The organism is Burkholderia sp. AcTa6-5 (genome assembly GCF_017815075.1).
In the GTDB taxonomy this organism is placed as follows: Bacteria; Pseudomonadota; Gammaproteobacteria; order Burkholderiales; family Burkholderiaceae; genus Burkholderia; species Burkholderia sola.
This window is the reverse complement of sequence record NZ_JAGIQE010000025.1, coordinates 81,937-102,556: the sequence shown is the minus strand read 5'-3', so window position 1 is coordinate 102,556 and position 20,620 is coordinate 81,937. Positions and strand designations below refer to the sequence as shown.

Below are 20,620 nucleotides of genomic sequence, written 5' to 3'. Positions count from 1 at the left end.
GCCCGATCCCGGACGGCGCGGATTTCACGCTCGAGCAGATGCTTGTCGACGTGCTGCGCGGCTTCGGCCTGCCGATCTACTCGGGTCTGCCGATCGGACATGAACACCGCAACATCACTTGGCAATACGGCAACCAGGCTGCCATCGAGAACGGCGCGATCCGGTTCGTCGCGTAGCGTCGAATCTAGAAGGACGGGAACGCGCGTCCGCAGTCCCAATCTGTTGTCTTTGAATTGATGATGAAAACGCCTCGAAATAATCTGCTTTAACCGCCGCAATTTTTGGAGTTTTACGTCTGCCCCTTACCCCTCGCCGTACCCCTCCCTCCGCCGGAATCCCGCCAGACGAACGCAACCAGATCCACTTCGACCGCAGCGTATCGAGGCAGCCGAAATGCACTGAGTGACGTTCTTGCGTGCACGCCCGCTTCGCCGAACACGGAATGCACCACCTCCGACGCGCCATCGGCGACGGCACTGTGTTCTTCGAATTCAGGATCGCTTTGCATATAGACGCCGAGGCGCGGAACGGCCCGGACCCGCTCGAGGGTGCCGAGCGACCGTTGTAACAGCGCGATGCAGCGAGCGGCACAGATCATCGCGCCGCGCCGACCGCTGTCCACCGACACGTCCGATCCGATCAAACCGCGAACGGCGATTTCGCCGTTGAGCTTCGGAATTTGTCCACTGACGAAGATCTGGTTGTCACAGCGCACGAGCGGCGCGTACCGCCCGGCCGCACCAAAATCCTCGTCCACGGCGAGTCCCAGCGCATCGGCAATGCCGCGGAATATCGCGTCCCGGTTCATGTCGATCGTCTCCGTTTCGTCGTCCGGCATCGCGGTATTCATTGATACACCGGCGGAGACTCGCGGGACGTGTCCGTCGAATGCGCGATCGCGTGGCCGCCATACGCAACAGCCGCCGCGTCCCAGCCGACGTCGATGTGCGACGCCATGACCTGCAGGTCGCGCCAGTGACGTTGTGCAGGATGGGCGTCGAATGCCACGGCGGTGCCCATGCTGCCGATCAGTCGCCGGATCGCGTCGACGCAAAGCTGTGCGATGAACGCGCGATCACGCCTGATGCGGACCGTCTCGGCAGGCGACACCGCGCGTCGCGCGATGCCGGCCGTGTGCAAGGTGCGGACCAGCGCGTCGTAGAGACGACCGGCGCAGGCGAGCTCCGCGTCGCTTTTCGCGATGTGCCCGCAAAGCACCGCGTCGCCGCTTCTACCGCGGCTGCGGAGCGTATCGATGCAGTGCCGGTATGCGCCCTGTGCGCAGCCCAGAATCGGTCCGATGATCCACGTCGTGCTGTACGGGATGAGCGGCACGTCGTACAGATACGCGTCGGGATGCAGGTCGGCGCCGGCGGGATGCGGGCCAAAATAGGTCGAACGAGCGAACACCCACTCGTCCGACACGTACAGCTTGTCGAATGCAATATCCCTGGAGCCTGTCGCGCGCATGCCGGACACGTGCCACGTGTCGAGCACACGGACGTCTTCGCGTCGAACCACGACCTTGAAGATCTCCTGGGCCTCCGGTGCGTCCGTCCCGCCGAGTCGTGCCGAGACGATTACCCAGGTTGCGTGATCGATGCCCGAGCTGTAGCGCCAGATGCCGTTCAACCGGAATCCGCTGCCGTCCCTGACGAACGTGCCGTTCTGAACCGTGGCCGTCGCGAACAGCTGTCGCGGCCCGTTCGCGAAGATGATGTCCTGACAGGCGGCGGGCAGGCGCGCCGCAGTCGTCACATGTCCGCCGACGACACTCAACATCCAGGCCGTGGACGCGCATGCGGTGGCCGCGAGCCGGGCAGCTTCGACGAGTGTCGGGAAGTCCTGCTGCAATCCGCCGTAGCGGCGCGGCGTCAGCAGGTGGAGGAGCCCGGTATCGTGCAGTTCGGCCATGGTCTCGGGCGACAGGCGCGCGAGCTGATCGGCCGCCTGTGCGCGAGCCTGCCAGTGCGGGAGCAGTTGTTCGATGCGTCGTCCGATCTGCGTGCGCTCGAGTTCGAGCCCGTCCACGCATGACCGGATCGTATCCATTGCCGGCAAGTCATCATGCAGCTGCATCACGTCGCGTCTCCTCGCGGCCCGGCTACTCTGCGCGGTACGGGGTGCTCGAAGCAGAACACGGGCTCGATGCAGGGTTCGCCGAGCAGCGAGACGAATGCCTCGATCGATCGTGCGTTGTTGGAGGCGACGAACTCGTGAAAATTCGTCCCGTTCCAGAGCAGATAGACATGTTCGAATTGCTCGTGAATCGACGCGACGAGCGTATCGAACGTCACCTGCCCGTTTTGCATCTGCGACAGCATCTGGTTGCGCTTCCAGTCGATTTCCTCCCGGCTGAAGTAATGGCGCTTGTGCAGTTCGTCCTTGACGCGTTCGCGCTTGTCATACTCGTCGAGCGAATCGCAGTTGAGCTTCTCGAGGAAGAAGATCAATCCGTTCGGTTTGAGCAGGCGCGCGACGTGACGAATCTGGTCCGCGCGATCCACGCCATAGAACTGAAATGCGGCAGTCTCGTAGATGTAGTCGAACGTGCCGGAGAAGCGGTCGAGGCGCGCATGTTCGCGGAACAGCCGAGGGGTGACGTGGGCGAATGCCTGCGGGTGGAACGCCGAGAAGTCGTGATTGGCGAACCGGTTGAACGTCGTTTCGTTGGCCGGATTGGGCGAGTTCGTGAACGTGCGGATCAGGCCGTTCGATCGTTTTGCCAGCGTTCTGCCGTTGGTGCCGTCGAAGGCATCGACCTCGTAAAACTCGAAGTGCTGATCCGCGTGCTGCCTGCGACGTTCGGAATACCGCGTGAGCGCGACGCCGACGCGCGACATTTCCTCCAGTATGGCTGGCACGCTGGCAAGGAAATGCGTGAACAGCGGCCCGGCTTCGGCGACCATCAGGTCGTGATAGGCAAGCACGTCCGGATCGCGCAGCAAATGGCGGATGCGGCTCGCGACCGATTGCTTCGGCACCTGCGTCGCGCCCGTCGCCAGGCTGTGAAAATAACTTGCCATCCGGATCATCGGCGCGCTTTCCAGGTACTGCTCCGCGCCGTCCTCGATTCCGCTTGACGTCATGGTTGACCTCCTTGCATGTGGTATCAGTTCAAACCCTGGGCGGACGCCTTGCCGCCGAACGTTCTTGGCAGCGCTCGCAGAAAGTCGATGCTTGCCGGAACCGCAGCGGAATCCAGATGGCGGCGACAATGATCGAGCAGTTCGATTGCATTGGCCGCAGATGTCGCAGCCGGAACGACATAGGCTTTGGGGACGTGTGCGCCGTCGGATCGGGAAACCGGTACGACGAGCGCCTCCGCAACGGATTCGTGGTCGAGCAATACCCGCTCGACGGCGCGCGGATTCACCGGCACGCCGTCTCGATCGAACAGGTCGCCTTTCCTGCATTGAAAGAACAGGAATCCTTCCTCGTCCATCGCGAACAGATCACCGGTCATGAACACGCGCGATTCACCGAAACATCCTTTGCGAATGACGCGGGCGGTATCGCTTTCGCGCTCCCAGTATTTCTCCATCAGCAGATCGCCGGCTACCGCCAGTTCACCGACCTGCCAGGGCTGGACCACGAGCGCATCGTCGTTGCCGACGAGGTAGGTCCTGATGCCCGGAATGGCTTTGCCGACCGAGCCGATACGTCTATCGAGTTCGGCGGGCGGCAGGTAGGCGATGCGTTTGCACTCGGTCGAACCGTAGTTGCAGTAGATCAGGACAGCCGGTAGCGCACGCCTGAGCAGGCGAATGTACTTGCCGGGCAACGCCTGTCCACTGGTCGAGACATACCGCAGCGATTGCAGTCTCGAGGCAGGCAGGTCGCCCGATTCGCACAGACGGAAAAGCGCCGGCGGAAAGACGTGCAGGCCGGTTACGCCGTGTCGCTCGATGATGTCGACGATGGCGGCGCCCGACGCGGGCAATGCCGTCTCGACCACGGCACGGCCCCCGAACAGCAGCGGCATGACCGTGTTGTAAAAGCCGTAGTCCGAACTCAAGCCCGGGGAGAAACTGAGCACGATGTCGCGTTCGCTATTGGCGAGATAGCCGGAGACGGAGCGGAATGCGGCAATCATGTTCCGGTGCGTGACGAGCACGCCCTTCGAATCGCCGGTCGAGCCGGATGTGTAGAAGATCGTTGCGGCGTCATCCACGGAGGGATTGACCGCTTCGGATGCGCCGTCGGTCGCAAAGCAGACGACATAGTCCGACAGGTCGCCGCGGGCCGCGTCGATTGTGACTGCGCGATGACGGGACGCGATGCGCGGCGAGGTCGATCGCGATGCCACGAGCGCGCTGGCGCCGCAATCCGCGATCTGCTGCTCCAGTTCGGCGGTGTCGATCGTGTGCCTGATGCATGCCAGGATGCATCCCGCCTTCAGGATGCCGAATGCAGCCGCCACCGCATGCACGGACATCTCCGAATAGAGCGCGACGCGCGCGCCGGCGGGAATGCCGAGACGGTGAAGCGTATCGGCTATCGTCGACATCACGTCCAGCAATTCGCCGTAGGTGGCCGAACGTCCGTCGACCACCAGCGCGACTTTGTCTCGCCGACCGCTCGCGCTGCGCTCGAAGTATGTCGGGAATCGTTCACTCATGGCATCAGCCTTCATGCGAGGACGCCGAGGCCGACGAGGGGCCGTGGTCTTTTCGAATGCGGGGCGCGAGCGAGACCAGCAACCCGAGGCAACCCATGCACACGGACAGCACCATGATCACCGTGTCGGGTCCGAAACGCGTCGAGAACACGCCTACCGCGACGCCCGCGAGCGGCTGTGTCATGTTGTTGAGGAGGATGACGACGCCCGTCGTCTTGCCGTAGTCGCGCGCGGGGATGATCTTCTGTCGCGTGCTCCGGATGTACACGTTGAACATCTTGTCGAACCCGACGATCAGCAGGAAGCCGAAAACGTACCCCGCAATTCCCGGGCTGGCTGCCGCGATAACGCCGCCGACACAGATCGAACCGAAGCCGACGAGGCCGAGGATGCGCCGCGGGACATGCAACCTCGCCGTCATCAGCAGAATCGCGATCGTCACGCACGCGCCTGCCGTTTGCAGTCCTGCGTAATAGCGTCCGCTTTCGTGATGAAAGCCGGTGACCATCGCGGCGGATGTCGCGAGCGTGACGCCGATCACGAGGTTCTCCGCGGCGGCCAGCATGATGACGGATTTGAGGCCCGGGAGATGGACGACATGAGACAAGGCCGTCCTGATCGGTTTGAACCAGGTGCCGTGCGTGCCTTCCGGCATCGCGAATTCGAACGCGCTGGCCTTTTGCCAATAGGCGAGCGCGACGTCGGCCGTGACGAACAGCACGGCCGCGGCCGCCACGACGAATTCCCAGCGCCACCAGGACAGCAGGACCGCCGCGAGCATGGGGCCGAGTACCAGGCCAAGCTGGTCGGCCAATTGCGAATACGACAGCACTTTTTCGAAGCGATGGCTGCTGAATATCTGCGGCAGCATCACCTCGCGCGCAACGATGCCCTGACTCGTCAGCATGCCGCACAACGCGGACAGCGCGATCAGCCATCCGATGCCGCCGACGAGGTCGTAGGCGGCGACGCCCGCGACGCATACCGCCGCGCGGAGAATCTGACTGACGCGCATCAGCTTCGTGGGCGAATACCGGTCGCAAAGCGCGCCTAGAAACGGGAAGCACAGGTATCTCGGCAGTGTTTCGAGCGAAAACGCGATGCCCGACCAGGACACGCGTCCTGTCATCTGAAAGATGACCAGCGGCACGAGAAACAACAGAATCTGGTCGGCGAGGCGGGCAAGGAAAAGCGAATGGAAAAAGGCTTGATGCTGGGCGCGCACGAACGGTCACCTTTCTTTTGCGCGGAGCACGCGATGCATGCGCGCTCCCGCGGACGTTGCCGGGAGGGCTACTACCCCGGGGCCTCCCGGAATGAGCGTATCGAGCCTTAGTAAGCGGATGCTTCTACAGACGCCAGGTTATGCCGTTCGTGTCCCTTGAGCGGGGGATTGAAGACGCTGACAAGCACCAGATCCCCGTCTTTGCCGCCGCGCAGGTAATGCTGGTCGTGCTGATCGAGCACGTAGAGGGTGCCCGGGCGGATCGGAAAGACGTTCCCGTTCATGTCCTCGACCTCGCCTTCGCCCGCAATGCAATAACAGGCTTCGAGATGGTTGCGGTATTGCAGTAGCGATTCCGTACCCGCACGCACCACCGTATGGCACACGCCGTATCCCATGCCGTCCTTTTCCGTCAACAAGCGATGGCTTGTGCCGGATCCCCATTCGACAAGCAGTCCATCTTTTTCGACATCTCTCAGGTTCCTGACGAACATATTCGCACTCCTTTCTTTTATGTAAGAAATTATTGTCCTGCTCTCGGTGGAAGCGAAGCCACGAAAAAGCAAGCCAGTGCCCGTAACAGGATGGCCGGCTAAATCATGTAGTTTTTCAACATTAACCGCTGGCGGCGTAGCTGGTCAAGCGCGGAATATGACGGAATTTCTGGTGATTACGTAAATCTGTCTTGATGGTGTTGGGAGCTGCGCTGGAGAGGGGCTATGTAGTTTTTCTACATATCCGTGGGTTGCCTGACTTTCAAAGCTGTCTTGATGAGGGGTGTTTTCATAGTTTGGGAAGGGTTGAATGTTCTATCTTCGATGGATGTATTAAACCCGGCATTTTTGCGAGTCGCGTGATCCTCTAATTATCGAATTGATCGCTGATCACGACCCGGCTACAACTACCCGCCCTTCGCCGTTTCAATCCTTCCGCTTCTGCTGCGGCAGTACCCAAAGCATCCGTCCGACCGCTTCGGCCTGATTCCGCGAATGGGTCTTTTCATAGATCGCCCGCAATTGAGTACGCACCGTCGCCAGCGACACACCCGCGCTGGCCGCACACTCATCAGGCGTCTTGCCGTTGATCAGTGCCTCAGCCACCGCCGCTTCGGCGCTCGACAAACCGAACGACTGCCGCAACTGTTGTGCGACGACGAGCGGCGCCGCGCCGCGTCGCCTGACCGTGACCAACAGCGTCGCATCGCCGAACGTCGCATGGAGCGCCTGTCCGGACAGTGCCGCGATGCTGAGAAAAACTTCATGCGCGGCCACCAGCGTGCCCGAAAGCGCAAGGCTCTCGCTCTTGCGAGTCTTCGCGACACGTGTCAACGCCGCCTTGAGTGCATCGTTCTGCGGCGCGCTCGTCGCGCTCAGGTAGCCGTTCTCGAGCTTGAGGCAGGTGGTGGCGCGCAGCATCGACTCTGCCGCCCGGTTGACGAAGACGACATGCGCGTGCCTGTCCAGCGCAAAGACGGAGAGGCCCAGCTCCTCCATCAGTTCGGCGCCGAGCGTGGCGTCGCGATGCAGCACGCGCGCGTCTCGCCACAGGTTGATCGAGCGTTGCAGATGCCCGGCCATACCGGTCAGCGTCGCGCGTTCCTCCGGCGAATACGGCGCGCGGCCATGCGCTCGCAGTAGCCCGAGCAGAATGTTGTCGCTGCCGGGGCGCGCGAAGCGAATCCCCATCAGGTAGCGAAATCCCGACGGAATCTGAAAGTCCTGGAAGAACTCGCTGCGTTCGACGTCGCGGTCGGTGAGGTGATCCTGACAGCAAACGAATTCGCCGAGCGGTGCATTCTCGACGAAGCCGCGGCGTGGATCGAGCGCGCCGTAATACTGGTCGTAGCGGGCGATGATCTCGTCGAATTCCGCGCGCGGCGAATAGATCGAGAATTGCGGGGCATTGCGCGCGGCGTCCCAACTGAACATGTGAAAAACGTTTGCGCCGAGCGATTCGGATACCCGATGAAAAACTTCGAGAAAACCGTCCGGCTGCAGCGCGGCCTCATAGAGGTCCCCGATGAGTTGGTCCCGTTGCATGCTTCCCCCGTCGCTTCGCGATCTTCGTATGTGGTTTTTGTCTGACGATATTGCTTCGAATACCGAATTTTCAGGATTTTTTTCAGGCTAACACAGGTTGTTTGCGTTTCATGCGGTGTTATTTGCCGATTTTCATCCACGTGAATGATGATCGCAAAAATCGGCTTTGCGAGAATCCCTGCCGTCCAGCGTGCATGAGCGGTGCATATGACACGCATCAACCAGAAGGATGTCGGGGGAAACGCAATGAAACTCACGCCTGTCGTATCCGGTATTGCAGCGCTCGTCCTGTCGGCTTGCGGTGGTAGCGACAGTTCTTCGCCATCGCCCGGGCAGCCGGCGGCTCAGACGGTCAGCGGCGTCGCGGCGGCCGGCGCTGCGATGCAGGCCGCCACCGTGAAGCTGGTCGATGCGACCGGCAAGACGGTCGACTGCCCGGCCGATGCGTCAACCGGCGCGTTTCATTGCGCGGTGACCGGCTTGACCGCGCCTTTTGCGTTGTCCGCATACGGCAACGTCGCCGATTCGCAGGCCACGCTGATCGCGCTCAGCGCCACCGCGGGCACGCAGACGATCAACATCACGCCGATCACGAACGCGATCGCCGCCACGATCGTCGGCGGCGACCCGACGAAGCTGCTGGCCGACACCGGTTTGCTGCAAAGCAAGGTCACGGCCCAGGCCGTTGCCGGCACGGTGCAGGCGTATTCGACGGTGTTGGCCGACCTGCTCGCCGCCACTGGCAATACGGGCGTCGACCTGATTTCCGGCCCGTTGACCGCGGGTGCGCCGGGGCTCGACCGGTTGCTCGACCAAGTGAAGATCAACGTGCTGCCGGATGGCGGCGTCCAGATCAGCTCGGTGGCGGGCGCGTCCAGCGATACGCCGGTGCAGCTTCAGCTCGCGCCCGGCGTCGCGCCGCAGGCGAGCGACAAGGCCAGCCTGCCTGCTGCCGCGACGATCAATGGCGCGGTGGTGTCGAACCTGCCGAGCGCCAGCGATCTGGCGGCATTGCAGCGCGCGCTCAACCAGTGTTTCGCCGGGTCGACCGGCGCTGCGCGCACGGGCGGGAGCGTATCGGCGTGCGGCCAGATCTTCGTCGACGATGTCGCGTCCGGCGCGCTGAATGCAGGCGTGCCCGCCGCGTATCTGAACAACGGGTTGTCGGTCGACCAGGAGTTCGGTGCGCCGGCCAGCGGCACGCCGGGCATCGTGGCCGACGATGCGATGAACAACGCCAGCTTCAGCCTGCCGGAAGTCATCCGCGTCGTCGCGAGCGACACGATGTGGATCAAGCTCGCGTGGACCCGCAGCGACGGCATTCGCGACGGCATGCAGCAACACGTGCAGCTCGCGGTGCGGCCGGGCAGTCTCGCGAATGGCGATACCGGCTGGCGCGTGATCGGCAACCAGCGCGCGGTATTGAGCAAGGTCAACGCGAACGCGCAGAAGTGGGACTGGTTGAACCCGGCCAATCCGTCGACGGGGACCCACGCGTTCGTCGATTCGCTCAACCTGCAGGTGGGCGCCGTCGACGCGTCCGGTGTCGCGGTGGACTTCGCGATCGTCAACGGCCCCGGCTTGCGCAACGGCGTGTTTCTCCAGCCGTCGAGCGGCACCTGCGACACGCTGAACATCCGCGCGCAGATCGCCAGCGGGCAGACGCCGGCGCAGCTCGCCGCACTGGCGAAAAGTGCGCAGTGCCGCAACAACTTCCGCCTGGCCGGCGTCGCGCAGGACCCGGCGAACCAGGGCTTGTTCACGTGGCCCGGCGACGCACCGCGCAACAATACCGCGTGGGCGAAGCCGCAACTGAGCGCCGCCGAGCTGGCCGACATCAAGCCGTTCAGCGCCTATACGATCGACGTCTACCAGAACGGCAACACGTCGACGCCGGCCAGGCACTACACGGTGCGCTTGCGCACGCCGTCGCCGTCGCCCGATGCGCTGCGTCAGTACGCGTGGCACGACCTCGCGCAGTCCACGCGCGACAAGCTGACGCCGGGCTCTGCCGCCACGTTCGCGGGCGGCGCGACTTTCCCGCTGGCGTGGACGTCGAAAGCGGGGCTGCCGTTCGTCAAGCGCGGCAACGTGCAGATTCGCGCAACCGCGACCGGGCAGACAACGGCGACGTTCGTCAACGGTACCGCATCGGCGCCGCTCGTCCAGCCGGGTGCGGCGGTGACGCTCAACGTGCCGGGCGATCAGGGCGTCGCGTTCCCGTCGGTGGCCGGCTGGGGCGGCAACACGGACTTCTCGTTCGTGAGCCTGAGCTGGTCCGATCCGGGCGACACGGCTTTCACCGAGTCCTTCGAGTACGACCGGTAACGGGCAGCCGGGCCGATGCGTGCGGCGAACGCGCGGCCGGCGGGACGATTCGCGATCCCGTCGGCGCGTTTCCGCTCGCCGGCCTTGGCGTGATGGCGGAGCCCGTCCGTGCGCCCACACGGCATGGACGGGTATCGGGATGTCGGCGGACGAGCCGCTGCGGCGCATGCCCCGGCGACGATGCGCGCTACCAGGCCGCCGCCACCCGCGCCTTCAAACACTTGAACCCCAGCCTCACGGCGCCGACGCCGCCCGCGACCGGAATCCGCGGCAACAGAAACGGATCGTCGTTCGCACCGGCACATCCGCGCCGGGTCGTCGTCGCATTGCCGTAACCGGCAGCGATGACCTGATCGCGCACGCGCGCATCCAGATCACCGTACGGATAGCAGAACGATTCGACGCATTGGCCGCTCAGCCTTTCGAGTTTCCGCTTCGATTCGGTAAGCTGAAAGTCCGAGACAGGCGACGGCACATACGACAGCGCGACGTGATCGAGCGTATGCGAGCCGATTTCATGACCGTGATCGCGCCACGCGAGCATGTCCGCGCACGTCATCAGCGGCGAGCGCGCAGTCGGCGCGCCCGCGTCCCAGTCGTTCGCGCCGCCGAACCGGCCGGCGACGAAGTAGCACGTCGCGGTGAACCCGAGCGCGTCGAGCACGGGCATTGCATGCGTGAGCACATTGAGAAAGCCGTCGTCGAACGAAATGCCGAAGACCTTGCCCTGCCGCTCCCCGCGCAGGTACGGCTGCAGCTCGCGCACGCTCAGGCCGCGATAGCCGAGCCGCCTGAACAGCGTCATCTGGCGGCGGAACGCGTCGGGCGCGACGCTCAGGCCGCGCAACCGGTCGGTCGGCGGCGGCAGCGGGCGGATCTGGTGATACATCAGGATCGGATAGCGTGAGGTGCGCGCAAGCATGGGTGGGTCGCAGGAAAGTGGGGTTACGCGGCCTTGCGGAAAATCCGCAGGGTCTTGAAGTCGCACTCGTGCGTGCGCAGGTCCCAGTACTTCTTCCAGATATTCATGGCCATTTCGTGGTTCTCAACGAGGTCCCCCAGCGCGACGGGTTGCGTCGAACCGATTTCTGATAGACGGAGAGGGTCGCGTCGATGAACGCGTCGAACGAGAATTCGCGCCGGCCTTTCAGCCGCGCGCTGCGCCCCATCGCCCGGATGCAGCCGGGCGCCTGCACGATCGCGCGCAGGATCGCTTCGATCGCCGCGGGCTCGCGCGGCGGGACAACCCAGCCGTCCACGCCCGGTTCGACGTTTTCGGGCAGCCCGCCCACCCGCGTCACGATCGCGGGGCAGCCGAGCGACATCGCTTCGCGGCACGCATACGACAGGCTCTCGTGGTACGACAGCACGAACGACACGTCGATGATCGAGAACGGCGCGCGCACATCGTCGAGCCGCCCGGTGAACGCGGTGCGCGACGCCATGCCGTGCCGCGCGAGCTGCTCGCGCTGCTCGCGGGACGGCTCCGCGCCGACCAGCAGCACGCGAAACCGCTCGCGCTCGGCTTCGGGCAGGCGGCCGAGCGCCGCGATCAGGTCCATCCAGCCTTTTTCGGGCGCGGTGCCGGCGCTGCTGCCCAGCACGATCGCGTCCGCGCCGGATGCCCCGAACCGCGCGATCTTGCGGCGGCGGATCTCGTCGGCCGCCAGTCGTTCGGCAGCCGGCCGGCGCACGCCGTGCTTGACCACTGTGACGTTTCCGTACGGCGAGCGCAGCGCGAGCATGCTCGCGACGTAGTCGCTGACCGCGATCGTATGGTCGGTGGCGAGCCGCGCGCGCAGCAGGTTGCCGAAACTGTCGGCGCGATAGGTATTGTGCTTGGTCAGCACGACCGCGGGCCGATACCGGCAGCCGAGCAGCGCGAGCATCACCTGCCGGTGATCGGCGGACCCGTTCACGTGGATCACGTCGAAGCGCTCGGCGGCGATCCGCTGGCGCAGCCGCAGAATCTCCCGGCACAGCCGGTTCCAGCGCGGCTTGAATTCCATGTCGAAGATCGCCACGTCGGGACTGTCCTGCAGGAGTCGCGACAGGCGGCTGCCTTCCGGCGACGCCACGGTCACGCGATGATGGCGGCTCATCGCGACCGCGAGATCGCGGACGTAGGTGTCCTGGCCGCCGCCGTAATCGCCGTGGAAGTTGGTGTACAGAATGTTCATCACGATGCCGCTTTTTTTCGGTCATTCATTTCGAAGGATTGCTGATGAAATGAATGACTCGACCTGATGGAAGCAATGACGTGAACGCGGTGCCGCGTTTCCGGCTCGAGATTGCGTGTTGGCGTCAAGCGCCGGCGTCAACGCGAATCATTTCCAAATATTACAGATCGGTTACGTGCCGTAGTGTCGATGTCTGCGCATCTTTGTGAGGATGTGTCGCGATCGCTGCATCGCGTCGCGTCGTGCGCGACGAGACTCCTTTCCCGACGACATCAGGACGCAAATCAACCGGCGCGGCTTTCGGAATTGAAAGCTGGTGCGCCATTTGCGTTAGAATGCCCCCCCTGTCCGCCCGGGTGACCGCCGGAGACCGCCCGCAGCGGACAGATCGCCGGCATGTCGACACAGGTTTCGATTCGCAGCCGGACGCGAATGATTGGCCCGCCGTTAGCAACATACGCTTTGTAATTTGGACGACTAATGAAGAAGAAACACAACATTACCAAGTACATCGTTGTCGCGATGATGCTTGGTATTGCCGTGGGTTACGCGTGCCATAGCGCGTTTCCCGACCCGAAGATGGCGAAGGAAGTCGCCGGCTACGTATCGCTGCTGTCCGACATATTCCTGCGCTTGATCAAGATGATCATCGCGCCGCTGGTGTTTGCGACGCTGACCGTCGGCATCGCGCAGATGGGCGATGGCGGCGCGGTGGGCCGCGTGGGCGTCAAGGCGTTCGGCTGGTTCGTCATTGCGTCGTTCACGTCGCTGCTGCTCGGCCTGCTGACCGCGACGATCCTGCAGCCGGGCAGCCACCTGAGCCTGCCGCTGCCGCCGTCCGATGCGGCGCTCAACCTGAAGACGGGCGCGTTCACGCTGAAGGATTTCGTCGTGCACCTGGTGCCGAAGTCGATCGCCGAAGCGATGGCGAACAACGAAATCCTGCAGATCGTCGTGTTCTCGATCTTCTTCGGCACCGCGCTGTCCGCGCTCGGCGAAGCGGGCAAGCGCCTGACCGGCGTGATCGACGATCTCGCGCAGGTGATGCTGAAGGTGACGGGCGCGGTGATGGGGTTCGCGCCGGTCGCGGTGTTCGCGGCGCTGGCGTCGACGATCACGACCGAAGGGCTCGGCATCCTGCTCACGTTCGCGAAGTTCATGGCAAGCTTCTATCTGGCGCTCGCGTTGCTGTGGGCCGTGCTGACGCTCGCCGGCGTGACGTTCCTCGGCAAGCGCGCGTTCACGCTGCTCCGGCTGATTCGCGAGCCGTTCCTGCTGTCGTTCGCGACGGCCAGCTCCGAGGCCGCATATCCGAAGCTGCTGGACGCACTCGACCGTTTCGGCGTGAACCGCAAGATCTCGAGCTTCGTGCTGCCGATCGGCTATTCGTTCAACCTCGACGGCTCGATGATGTACTGCACGTTCGCGGTGCTGTTCATCGCACAGGTGTACGGCATCCATCTGCCGCTCGGCACGCAGATCACGATGCTGCTGATGCTGATGGTGACGTCGAAGGGGATGGCCGGCGTGCCGCGCGCGTCGCTGGTCGTGATCGCGGCGACGCTCAACCAGTTCAACCTGCCCGAAGCCGGGTTGCTGCTGATCATGGGTGTCGACATGTTCCTCGACATGGGGCGCTCGGCCACCAACGCGGTCGGCAACTCGATCGCGGCGGCCGTGGTCGCGAAATGGGAGGGGCAGCTCGACGCGCCGCGCGACGACGACGAATCGGACGGCGCGCGCGTAGCCGAAGTGAAGGTGCGTGAAACGTCGGCATGATGCACTGCAACGCGGCGGTGCAACGCCGCGTTGCCCGACCCGCGACACATGATATGCGCCGGCCTGGATTCGATACGGATTCAGGCTGGCGATTTGCGTTGGGCGCAGTAGCTTTTTCGATACTTCCGAAATGGCATTCGCCGTTTCAATTGATCGACGTCGAATTGGCGGCGATATTCCGTCAGGCAAGTGCCTGATTTTCCCGATTCCCGATCCGCCGCGTAAGTGACCATTCACTGACGCATAGTCGCGCTCGTCGCAAGCGCGGGCGATTCGCAATTTTTTTCGATTTATATAACGCTATTCTCGCCCTGCGCATTTTCGAATGCATGCCGTACGTCATACCGACCGCGCCGGATGATTCGGGGAAGAATTTACATCTCGCGGACTTCAAGCCATCTGGCCGGCCGATCCCTTATGTGAATGTTTGCCCCGTTCAGGAGAGCATCCGTCATGGTCGCCAGACAACGAATCCGGGCCGCGCTTGTCGCCGCAGCAATCGCCGCATTTGCGCCCCCTACGCACGCAGCCAACACCACCGACTGGATCGCGAACACGTACGGCACGCTCGCGGCGCACGTCGGCAACGTCGCGCGCGCGATGTGGGTCGCGCCCGAAGGCGTGATCTACACCGCATCGATGTGGGACGAGGATGAAGGCGGCGTCGCGATCTACCAGAACGGCAAGAGCCTCGGCTCGATCGGCGCGCATTCGGAATTCCAGGGCAGCGCGATCACCGGCAATGCAACGTCGCTGTTCGTCGCGCTGCAGCCGGGCAAGACGTATGGCAGCGGCGCGGTGGGGCGCTACAACCGCGCGACCAAGTATCGCGACCTCGTGATCCAGATCAGCGCGGCGACCAACCAGCCGCGCATCGACGTCGTCACCGGGCTCGCGACGGCCGGCTCGCTGCTTTATGCGAGCGACTTCTACGGCAATCGCGTGCGCGTGTTCACGACCGATGGCGTGTGGCAGCGGGACATCGCCGTGTCGGCGCCGGGCGCGCTCGCGGTGGACGGCGCGGGCAACGTGTGGGTTGCGCAGAAGCGTGCCGGCTCGATCGTCGGCTTCGGCCCCGCCGGCGCGCTGCTGAACACGATCCGGATGCCGGCCGGTTCGCACCCGTCGGCGCTGTATGTCGATGCGGCGGCCGGACAACTGCTGGTGGGCGACGAAGGCCCCGACCAGAACATCAAGCGTTATTCGATCTCGGGCCGGCCCGCGCTGGCCGGCACGTTCGGCGTGCGCGGCGGCTATCTCGACACGACGACGGGCATCAAGGGGCAGGTCGGCGCGCAACGCTTCACGCGCATCGCCGGGATCGGCAAGGACACCGGCGGCAACCTCTACGTGCTCAACAACCCGTGGGGCGGCAGCTGGGATCTCGGCCGCAACGGCGCGACCGACATTCATGCGTACGGCAGCAGCGGCAACCTGCGCTGGACGCTGCAGTCGCTGAACTTCGAAGGCATCGCCGCGCCGGACCCGGTCACGGACGGCGCGCTGTTCTACGGCGGCACGCACATCTACAGCGGCAGCGCGGGCGGCAAGTTCGTCGCGAACACCGTCGATCCGTTCACGTATCCGTCGGACCCGCGCATCAACATGAGCGACACGCAGCGTGACGAACACTTCGGGCTGCTCACGTCGGTCGGTGCGAACCGGATCCTCGTCGCGGCCGGCCAGAACCCGCCGGTCTTCTACTTCTATCACTTCAACGCGGCGAACGGCTACATCGCGATTCCGGACGGTTCGCTTCCGGGCCCCGCGTTCAACACGACGCAGCGCGTGACGGGCGGCTTCAGCGTCGACAGCCTGGGCGGCATATGGGCCGGGCTCGACAAGACCGGCGCGATCACGCATTACCCGCTGACCGGCTTCGACGCGAACGGCAAGCCGTCGTGGGGGCCGGGCGTCGCGACCCGCATTCCGGCCAGCATCCTGCCGCTCACGCGCATCGTCTATCTCGCGGACAGCGACACGATGGTGCTCGCGCAGGGCGCGGTCGGGACCAACGACTGGACGTCGATCGGCACGCGCATCGAGGTGTATCACGGCTGGCGCGCGGGCAACACGACGAAGCCGGACCCGGTGATCACGCTGCCGCACAGCGGCGCGAAATCGATCGACGCGGCGGGCAACCACCTGTTCGTCGGCTACTGGTTCAGCAGCAGCGGGCCGCTGTGGCCGAACGTCGACGCGTTCAACCTCAACACCGGCAATCTCGACACGACGCTGATCAACGCGAGCCCCGCGACCGTCGATACCAGCAGCGCGATCGATGCGATGTACAGCATCCGCGCGTACCGCCGCTCGAACGGCGAATACGTGGTGATGAAGAACAACGTGAAGGGGAACAGCATCACCGTGTACCGGTGGACGCCGTGACGGTTTGAACGTGCGGCCGCCTTGGGCAGCGGCCGTAGGCGCGAAGTCGTGAAAGCAATCGTGCGCGCAATCGATGCGATTCCGCGGGATTGTTGCGCAACGCGCACGCAATGAACCGCGGGCACCATGCGCGCGGCGCCGTGTCGGACCCGCTTCCCGAACCTCCCGACGTGGAAATGCGGTTCCGTGCACAATGGCAGCGACTCCCGCGAACGGTATGCGGGCGTGCACGATGAACCGGCGCGGCTACCCCTGCCGCGTTTCTTATGCTCGAAGCGACCCAACCGATGAAGATGAAAACGACACCGAATCGCCTGTTGACGATCGTCGCGCTGGCCGGCGCACTGAGCGGCGCTGCCCACGCGCAGACGGCGGCGACCGTCGCGACCGTCAACGGCACGCCGATCACGCAGGCCGACGTCGATACGCTGCTGCGCGCGTCCGGGCAGCCCGATTCGCCGCAGATCCGTCAGGCGATCAAGAATCAGCTGATCACGCGCGTGCTGGTTCAGCAGGCGGCCGAGAAAGCAAACTACGCGGACAAGCCCGAGGTCAAGGCGGCGATGCAGCAGGCGAAGGTGACGGCCGAGGTGCAGCTGTACCTGCGCGACAACGTGAAGCCGGAGCCGGTCACCGACGAGCAGGTCAAGGCGCGCTACGACGAACTCGTCGCGGCGCTCGGCAAGAACGAGTACAAGCCGCGCGTGATCGTCGTCAAGGATCCGGTGGCGGCGGCGACCGTGCTGAGCGAGCTGAAAGCGGGCAAGTCGTTCGACGGGCTGGCGCGCCAGTACAGCCTGGCGCCGAGCCGCGATACCGGCGGCGAGCTGCCGTGGGTGAGCTTCAACACGCCGGCCGCGGAAGGCAAGACGGCCGGGCTGCCGCTGCCGGTCGCGCAGGCGCTCGAGAAACTGCCGGTCGGCGCGGTGACGAAGGATTCGATTCCGGTCGATGGCGCGCGCGCGATCGTGAAGCTGGATGCGAAGCGGCCGACGCAGGTGCCGGGTTTCGAAACCGCGAAGCCGACGCTTCAGCAGCAGTTGCAGGCGATCGCGGCCGAGAAGGCGAGTGCGCAGATGATCGGCAATCTGCTGAAGGACGCGAAGATCACGCAGTAACGGTAATGCGGCGGTGTCGAATCGCCGCGCGTGACGCGCGCCAGATCATGTTCGCGCTGGTGTCGGTCTCCGACGCGCTGCAGGTGCTCGGTCATTGTGAGTCGACGGAGCGTCAGCAGGAACGGGAGATCTTCCTGGGAAGCAGCACGCAGATGGATCGCCGGTTTCATGAGTGATGAACGGTTGCGTCGGGCGCGAGGCCACGGCGTGGATCACAGGCCCGACAACGGAATCTGCAGGCCGGCCGGGCGATGTTCGAGGACATCGGTGACCTCGTATTCGGTTTTTGCGCCGTCCGAAGTTTGCCACTGTTGCATACGGACATTGCACAACAGCACGTCACCCTTGCTGAAACTGATCTGGCTGTTGTTCACGCGCGACAGGAAGCCGGCATCCGAGATCGTCGCGTGAATCGTCGACGTGCCGTCGTACAGGCGCCACTTGTTATCGTCCTTGAACGCGAGCGACACGATCGAGAACGCCATCTTGCGATGTTCGTCGAGCAGAAGCGCATCGGTTGGCTCCGGCGCGCGAAACCATGCGATCTCGTTGCGGGCGACCGTCTCGTACACCTCGGTGTCGGTGCCGGCCGCGAAAATCTCGATGCTTTCGCGCGCGAGCGGTGCCAGCACTTGCGCGGTGGCACGGCGAACGCGGACGTCGCGCAGCAGCGTGAGCACGGGCAGGTCGATTTCGAGTGTGTCGCCGTCGACGTCCAGCACCGCGGTGTGGTCCTGCATCCGCACATGCGTGATTTCGCGTCCGCGCAGCCATTTGAGGACGGCGAACAGCCCCTTCCTCGTCTTGGGTGCGGCAAGGCCGAGCGCGGTCAGGATCGTGACCGCATTGGCGAGCGCCGTGCCTTCGTTGCCGCTCAGCATGTCGCGCATGCGGCCGAGCAGCGAGGTCGCGAGCGTGAAGTCGATGCCGAAGCTGCCGGTCTTGAAGCTGCCGCGCACGTTGACCAGTGGCCGGACCCGATCGCCGCATAGTGCGCGCGTCGACGCGTCGAGCAAATCGCCGAACGCCAGCAGCGCGGGCGCGAGTTCGCGCACGTCCATCTCGGACGAATCGAGCGTGGGCCCGTCGTACGTCACGCGAAATCGGCTCATCGCGTCGAAGGGGCCGATTTCGGCCGGGTCGGTACTGTTTCCATTGCGTGCTGTCATGTCGAGTGCTGGCAGGAGAGGGTGACGATACCCGAAACGAACGCTTCCGGATGCCCTTCATGTTGAACGCGAATGACCGTTTGCAGGCGATTTTGGCCGTCTGGACAAGACGGTTTTTCGACAGGTCCCGATAGCGCGCGGCAAGCAACGAACTTGTCCGGTCCCGTGCATGCGGTGAACGCAGCGATGGCGCCGAGGAGGGCGCGACGGGATCCGGATGCGAATCCATTTCCGGTTGCTGCGACCATGAATCAGTTGGAAGCGCTGTGCACGCAGATCGAGGCAATGCAACGCCAATTGAACGGTGAGCAATTCCTCGCCGTGCGGGAAAAAGGCTAGCCCCGAAAGAAGGGTCGCGCGATCGTGCGGCTCCCGGCGAGTTCGATCAATCGTACTCGACACGGGATGCGAAGGCCGGATATTGCCGAGCCATGTCCTGCAGGCAGTTGCGCATCAGCCTCGCGTCGCGCGGAAAGCGGCGTTCGAATTCCGACCAGCCTTTCAGCCGAAGAATGAGCGGCATATCGACCAGCGCGGTAATGGCGTCCCGGAACGCGTCCCAGTTTCTTCCGTACCAATCCGGGAAACTCAACTGCTTCATCAGCCGCACGTGCAACTGTTCGGTCGATTCGATATCGTCGAGCTCGATTTCCACCCGCGTGTCGCGTGCCATCATGTTCTCCGACGGACAGGTCGCGCAACATTCAATTCATTTCGCGCGCCGTACCGAGCATCATAGCGCGCGCTTCCGGCGGCCGCGCAATCCGCTCCCGGACCGCCGGCGCCGCCAGGCACGTCGCGACGGCCTCGTACCCCGGCGCGCCGGGGTAAGGCGCCACGCGCGCAGGCGGGCTGTGATTGGCCGGGCACAACAGGATGGTTTCGTCGGGGCCGACCGCCGCGAGATCGAGGATCGCCGCCGAGCGCGTCAGCAGGAACAGCGGCCGCATGCCGGCGGCCGCGCATGCGCGCAGATGCGCGATCAACGCGCGTTGCGTGGCCTGATCGAGATCCTGTTCGATCATGTCGACGATCAGTACGCGCGGACCTGCCGCTTCGAGGCTGACGAGCAGGGCGGTCAGCGCCGCCGACGGCGCCGCACCATTGCCGGCGAGCAACGCCACGGTGCGGTCGACGCGCGACTTCAGTTCCGGATCGGCACGCAATGCATCGAATGCCGCGGCACAGTCGTCGTCCAGCCGATCGAGGCCGACGAACACGGCGCCCGGCAACGCATCGGCCAGCCGAAGCGCGAGCCGCGTCTTGCCGCTCCCGAGGGAACCGATGATGTAGTTCAACGGCCGGATATCGCGACACTCGAACCGTTCGCCGCCCCACGGCCACGGCAGGTCGAACGCGACGCCCGCGCTGCCAGGGTCGACCAGCCGGGTGAGTTCGCCGTCTGTCGGCATCCGTCCCCGTGCCAGGCCGGCACGCATCGCGCGCACGCTGTCGAGCTTGCCAACGAGATCCTGAATCCCGCGATCGAGCGCCGCTTCGTGAGCAGCCAGCGCGGCATCGAGACTGCGCGCGTCGCCGCCGAGCACGTTCGCTATCTGCGCGAGACCGAGGCCGAGCTTGCGCAGCGCCGCGATGTCGGCGGCGCGGGCGAGATCGTCCGGGCCGTACGCGCGGTATCCGGCCGGCGTCCGTTCGGGCATGACGAGGCCGTGCCGCTCGTACAGCCGTAGCGCCTTGATCGAGATGCCGAGCCGCGCGGCGGCGGCCGATGCGTTCAAGCGGAGTGTGTCCGTACCCATCCGTCACCTCTTT

The 20,620-nt window shown here is 64.4% G+C and carries 17 protein-coding genes and 1 pseudogene; 5 read left to right on the top strand and 13 right to left on the bottom strand.

Going from position 1 to position 20,620, the window contains the following annotated elements; all coding sequences use genetic code 11:
• The first annotated feature begins 38 nt into the window (after nt 1-38).
• The gene (locus J8I33_RS34785) at nt 39-176 is read left to right on the top strand and encodes a hypothetical protein (RefSeq protein ID WP_348636028.1); all 138 of its coding nucleotides are present in this window, start codon (nt 39-41) and stop codon (nt 174-176) included.
• A 113-nt stretch (nt 177-289) separates the two neighbouring features.
• On the opposite strand, the gene J8I33_RS27680 is transcribed toward J8I33_RS34785, so the two are convergent.
• The 7 genes from J8I33_RS27680 to J8I33_RS27650 form a co-directional block, all read right to left on the bottom strand.
• Nucleotides 290-850 (bottom strand): RidA family protein, encoded by a 561-nt coding sequence (locus tag J8I33_RS27680; protein ID WP_089489956.1) that lies wholly within the window; start codon nt 848-850, stop codon nt 290-292.
• Nucleotides 847-2,079 carry an acyl-CoA dehydrogenase family protein gene (locus J8I33_RS27675; RefSeq protein WP_209939490.1) on the bottom strand — a complete coding sequence of 411 codons (1,233 nt, stop codon included), beginning with the start codon at nt 2,077-2,079 and terminating at the stop codon, nt 847-849. Before J8I33_RS27675 ends, J8I33_RS27680 begins: the two co-directional genes overlap by 4 nt.
• Entirely contained in the window at nt 2,079-3,218 is a 1,140-nt protein-coding gene (locus tag J8I33_RS27670) for a class I SAM-dependent methyltransferase (protein WP_245172474.1), read from the bottom strand. The genes J8I33_RS27675 and J8I33_RS27670 overlap by 1 nt, the downstream gene beginning before the upstream one ends.
• Complete coding sequence (locus J8I33_RS27665) at nt 3,113-4,636, bottom strand: class I adenylate-forming enzyme family protein (protein WP_209939489.1); 1,524 nt, start codon at nt 4,634-4,636, stop codon at nt 3,113-3,115. The genes J8I33_RS27670 and J8I33_RS27665 overlap by 106 nt, the downstream gene beginning before the upstream one ends.
• Nucleotides 4,626-5,846 (bottom strand): MFS transporter, encoded by a 1,221-nt coding sequence (locus tag J8I33_RS27660; RefSeq protein ID WP_209939488.1) that lies wholly within the window; start codon nt 5,844-5,846, stop codon nt 4,626-4,628. The genes J8I33_RS27665 and J8I33_RS27660 overlap by 11 nt, the downstream gene beginning before the upstream one ends.
• Nucleotides 5,847-5,953: 107 nt before the next feature.
• Complete coding sequence (locus J8I33_RS27655) at nt 5,954-6,340, bottom strand: ectoine synthase (protein ID WP_209939487.1); 387 nt, start codon at nt 6,338-6,340, stop codon at nt 5,954-5,956.
• 426 nt (nt 6,341-6,766) lie between these two features.
• Nucleotides 6,767-7,885, bottom strand: coding sequence for a LuxR C-terminal-related transcriptional regulator (locus J8I33_RS27650; protein WP_124631476.1), 1,119 nt, complete (start codon nt 7,883-7,885; stop codon nt 6,767-6,769).
• A gap of 246 nt (nt 7,886-8,131) precedes the next feature.
• Between J8I33_RS27650 and J8I33_RS27645 the strand changes: the two genes are divergently transcribed.
• Nucleotides 8,132-10,213: a hypothetical protein gene (locus J8I33_RS27645; protein WP_209925923.1), complete on the top strand. Its 2,082-nt coding sequence runs from the start codon at nt 8,132-8,134 to the stop codon at nt 10,211-10,213.
• Between the two features lie 187 nt (nt 10,214-10,400).
• Here J8I33_RS27645 and J8I33_RS27640 read toward each other — a convergent pair whose 3' ends face one another.
• Both J8I33_RS27640 and J8I33_RS27635 read right to left on the bottom strand, forming a co-directional pair.
• Nucleotides 10,401-11,135 (bottom strand): polysaccharide deacetylase family protein, encoded by a 735-nt coding sequence (locus J8I33_RS27640; protein ID WP_050017165.1) that lies wholly within the window; start codon nt 11,133-11,135, stop codon nt 10,401-10,403.
• 103 nt (nt 11,136-11,238) lie between these two features.
• The gene (locus J8I33_RS27635; protein WP_209925922.1) at nt 11,239-12,393 is read right to left on the bottom strand and encodes a glycosyltransferase; all 1,155 of its coding nucleotides are present in this window, start codon (nt 12,391-12,393) and stop codon (nt 11,239-11,241) included.
• 480 nt (nt 12,394-12,873) lie between these two features.
• Between J8I33_RS27635 and J8I33_RS27630 the strand changes: the two genes are divergently transcribed.
• The 3 genes from J8I33_RS27630 (at nt 12,874) to J8I33_RS27620 (ending at nt 17,678) form a co-directional block, all read left to right on the top strand.
• On the top strand, nt 12,874-14,172 hold the full coding sequence (locus J8I33_RS27630; protein ID WP_050017156.1) for a dicarboxylate/amino acid:cation symporter: 1,299 nt from the start codon (nt 12,874-12,876) through the stop codon (nt 14,170-14,172).
• Nucleotides 14,173-14,625: 453 nt separating this feature from the next.
• Nucleotides 14,626-16,560: an SMP-30/gluconolactonase/LRE family protein gene (locus tag J8I33_RS27625; RefSeq protein ID WP_209939486.1), complete on the top strand. Its 1,935-nt coding sequence runs from the start codon at nt 14,626-14,628 to the stop codon at nt 16,558-16,560.
• A 287-nt stretch (nt 16,561-16,847) separates the two neighbouring features.
• A complete protein-coding gene (locus J8I33_RS27620; protein ID WP_124631472.1) occupies nt 16,848-17,678 on the top strand; it encodes a peptidyl-prolyl cis-trans isomerase in 831 nt (276 codons plus the stop codon).
• A gap of 68 nt (nt 17,679-17,746) precedes the next feature.
• Here J8I33_RS27620 and J8I33_RS34610 read toward each other — a convergent pair.
• The 4 genes and pseudogenes from J8I33_RS34610 to J8I33_RS27605 all read right to left on the bottom strand — a co-directional run.
• Nucleotides 17,747-17,848, bottom strand: a pseudogene (locus tag J8I33_RS34610) (GNAT family N-acetyltransferase); the annotation flags it as partial.
• 42 nt (nt 17,849-17,890) lie between these two features.
• Nucleotides 17,891-18,847 carry a hypothetical protein gene (locus tag J8I33_RS27615; RefSeq protein WP_209939485.1) on the bottom strand — a complete coding sequence of 319 codons (957 nt, stop codon included), beginning with the start codon at nt 18,845-18,847 and terminating at the stop codon, nt 17,891-17,893.
• Nucleotides 18,848-19,232: 385 nt separating this feature from the next.
• Entirely contained in the window at nt 19,233-19,520 is a 288-nt protein-coding gene (locus tag J8I33_RS27610; RefSeq protein WP_050017163.1) for a barstar family protein, read from the bottom strand.
• A gap of 31 nt (nt 19,521-19,551) precedes the next feature.
• Entirely contained in the window at nt 19,552-20,607 is a 1,056-nt protein-coding gene (locus tag J8I33_RS27605; protein WP_209925918.1) for a MerR family transcriptional regulator, read from the bottom strand.
• Between the last annotated feature and the right edge of the window lie 13 nt (nt 20,608-20,620).

Coding starts and splice junctions, on each gene's coding strand:
- J8I33_RS34785 (WP_348636028.1), top strand. CDS start 39: ATGCTTGTCGACGTGCTGCGCGGCTTCGGCCTGCCGATCTACTCGGGT.
- J8I33_RS27680 (WP_089489956.1), bottom strand. CDS start 850: ATGAATACCGCGATGCCGGACGACGAAACGGAGACGATCGACATGAAC.
- J8I33_RS27675 (WP_209939490.1), bottom strand. CDS start 2,079: ATGCAGCTGCATGATGACTTGCCGGCAATGGATACGATCCGGTCATGC.
- J8I33_RS27665 (WP_209939489.1), bottom strand. CDS start 4,636: ATGAAGGCTGATGCCATGAGTGAACGATTCCCGACATACTTCGAGCGC.
- J8I33_RS27655 (WP_209939487.1), bottom strand. CDS start 6,340: ATGTTCGTCAGGAACCTGAGAGATGTCGAAAAAGATGGACTGCTTGTC.
- J8I33_RS27650 (WP_124631476.1), bottom strand. CDS start 7,885: ATGCAACGGGACCAACTCATCGGGGACCTCTATGAGGCCGCGCTGCAG.
- J8I33_RS27645 (WP_209925923.1), top strand. CDS start 8,132: ATGAAACTCACGCCTGTCGTATCCGGTATTGCAGCGCTCGTCCTGTCG.
- J8I33_RS27640 (WP_050017165.1), bottom strand. CDS start 11,135: ATGCTTGCGCGCACCTCACGCTATCCGATCCTGATGTATCACCAGATC.
- J8I33_RS27635 (WP_209925922.1), bottom strand. CDS start 12,393: ATGAACATTCTGTACACCAACTTCCACGGCGATTACGGCGGCGGCCAG.
- J8I33_RS27630 (WP_050017156.1), top strand. CDS start 12,874: ATGAAGAAGAAACACAACATTACCAAGTACATCGTTGTCGCGATGATG.
- J8I33_RS27625 (WP_209939486.1), top strand. CDS start 14,626: ATGGTCGCCAGACAACGAATCCGGGCCGCGCTTGTCGCCGCAGCAATC.
- J8I33_RS27620 (WP_124631472.1), top strand. CDS start 16,848: ATGAAGATGAAAACGACACCGAATCGCCTGTTGACGATCGTCGCGCTG.
- J8I33_RS27615 (WP_209939485.1), bottom strand. CDS start 18,847: ATGACAGCACGCAATGGAAACAGTACCGACCCGGCCGAAATCGGCCCC.
- J8I33_RS27610 (WP_050017163.1), bottom strand. CDS start 19,520: ATGGCACGCGACACGCGGGTGGAAATCGAGCTCGACGATATCGAATCG.
- J8I33_RS27605 (WP_209925918.1), bottom strand. CDS start 20,607: ATGGGTACGGACACACTCCGCTTGAACGCATCGGCCGCCGCCGCGCGG.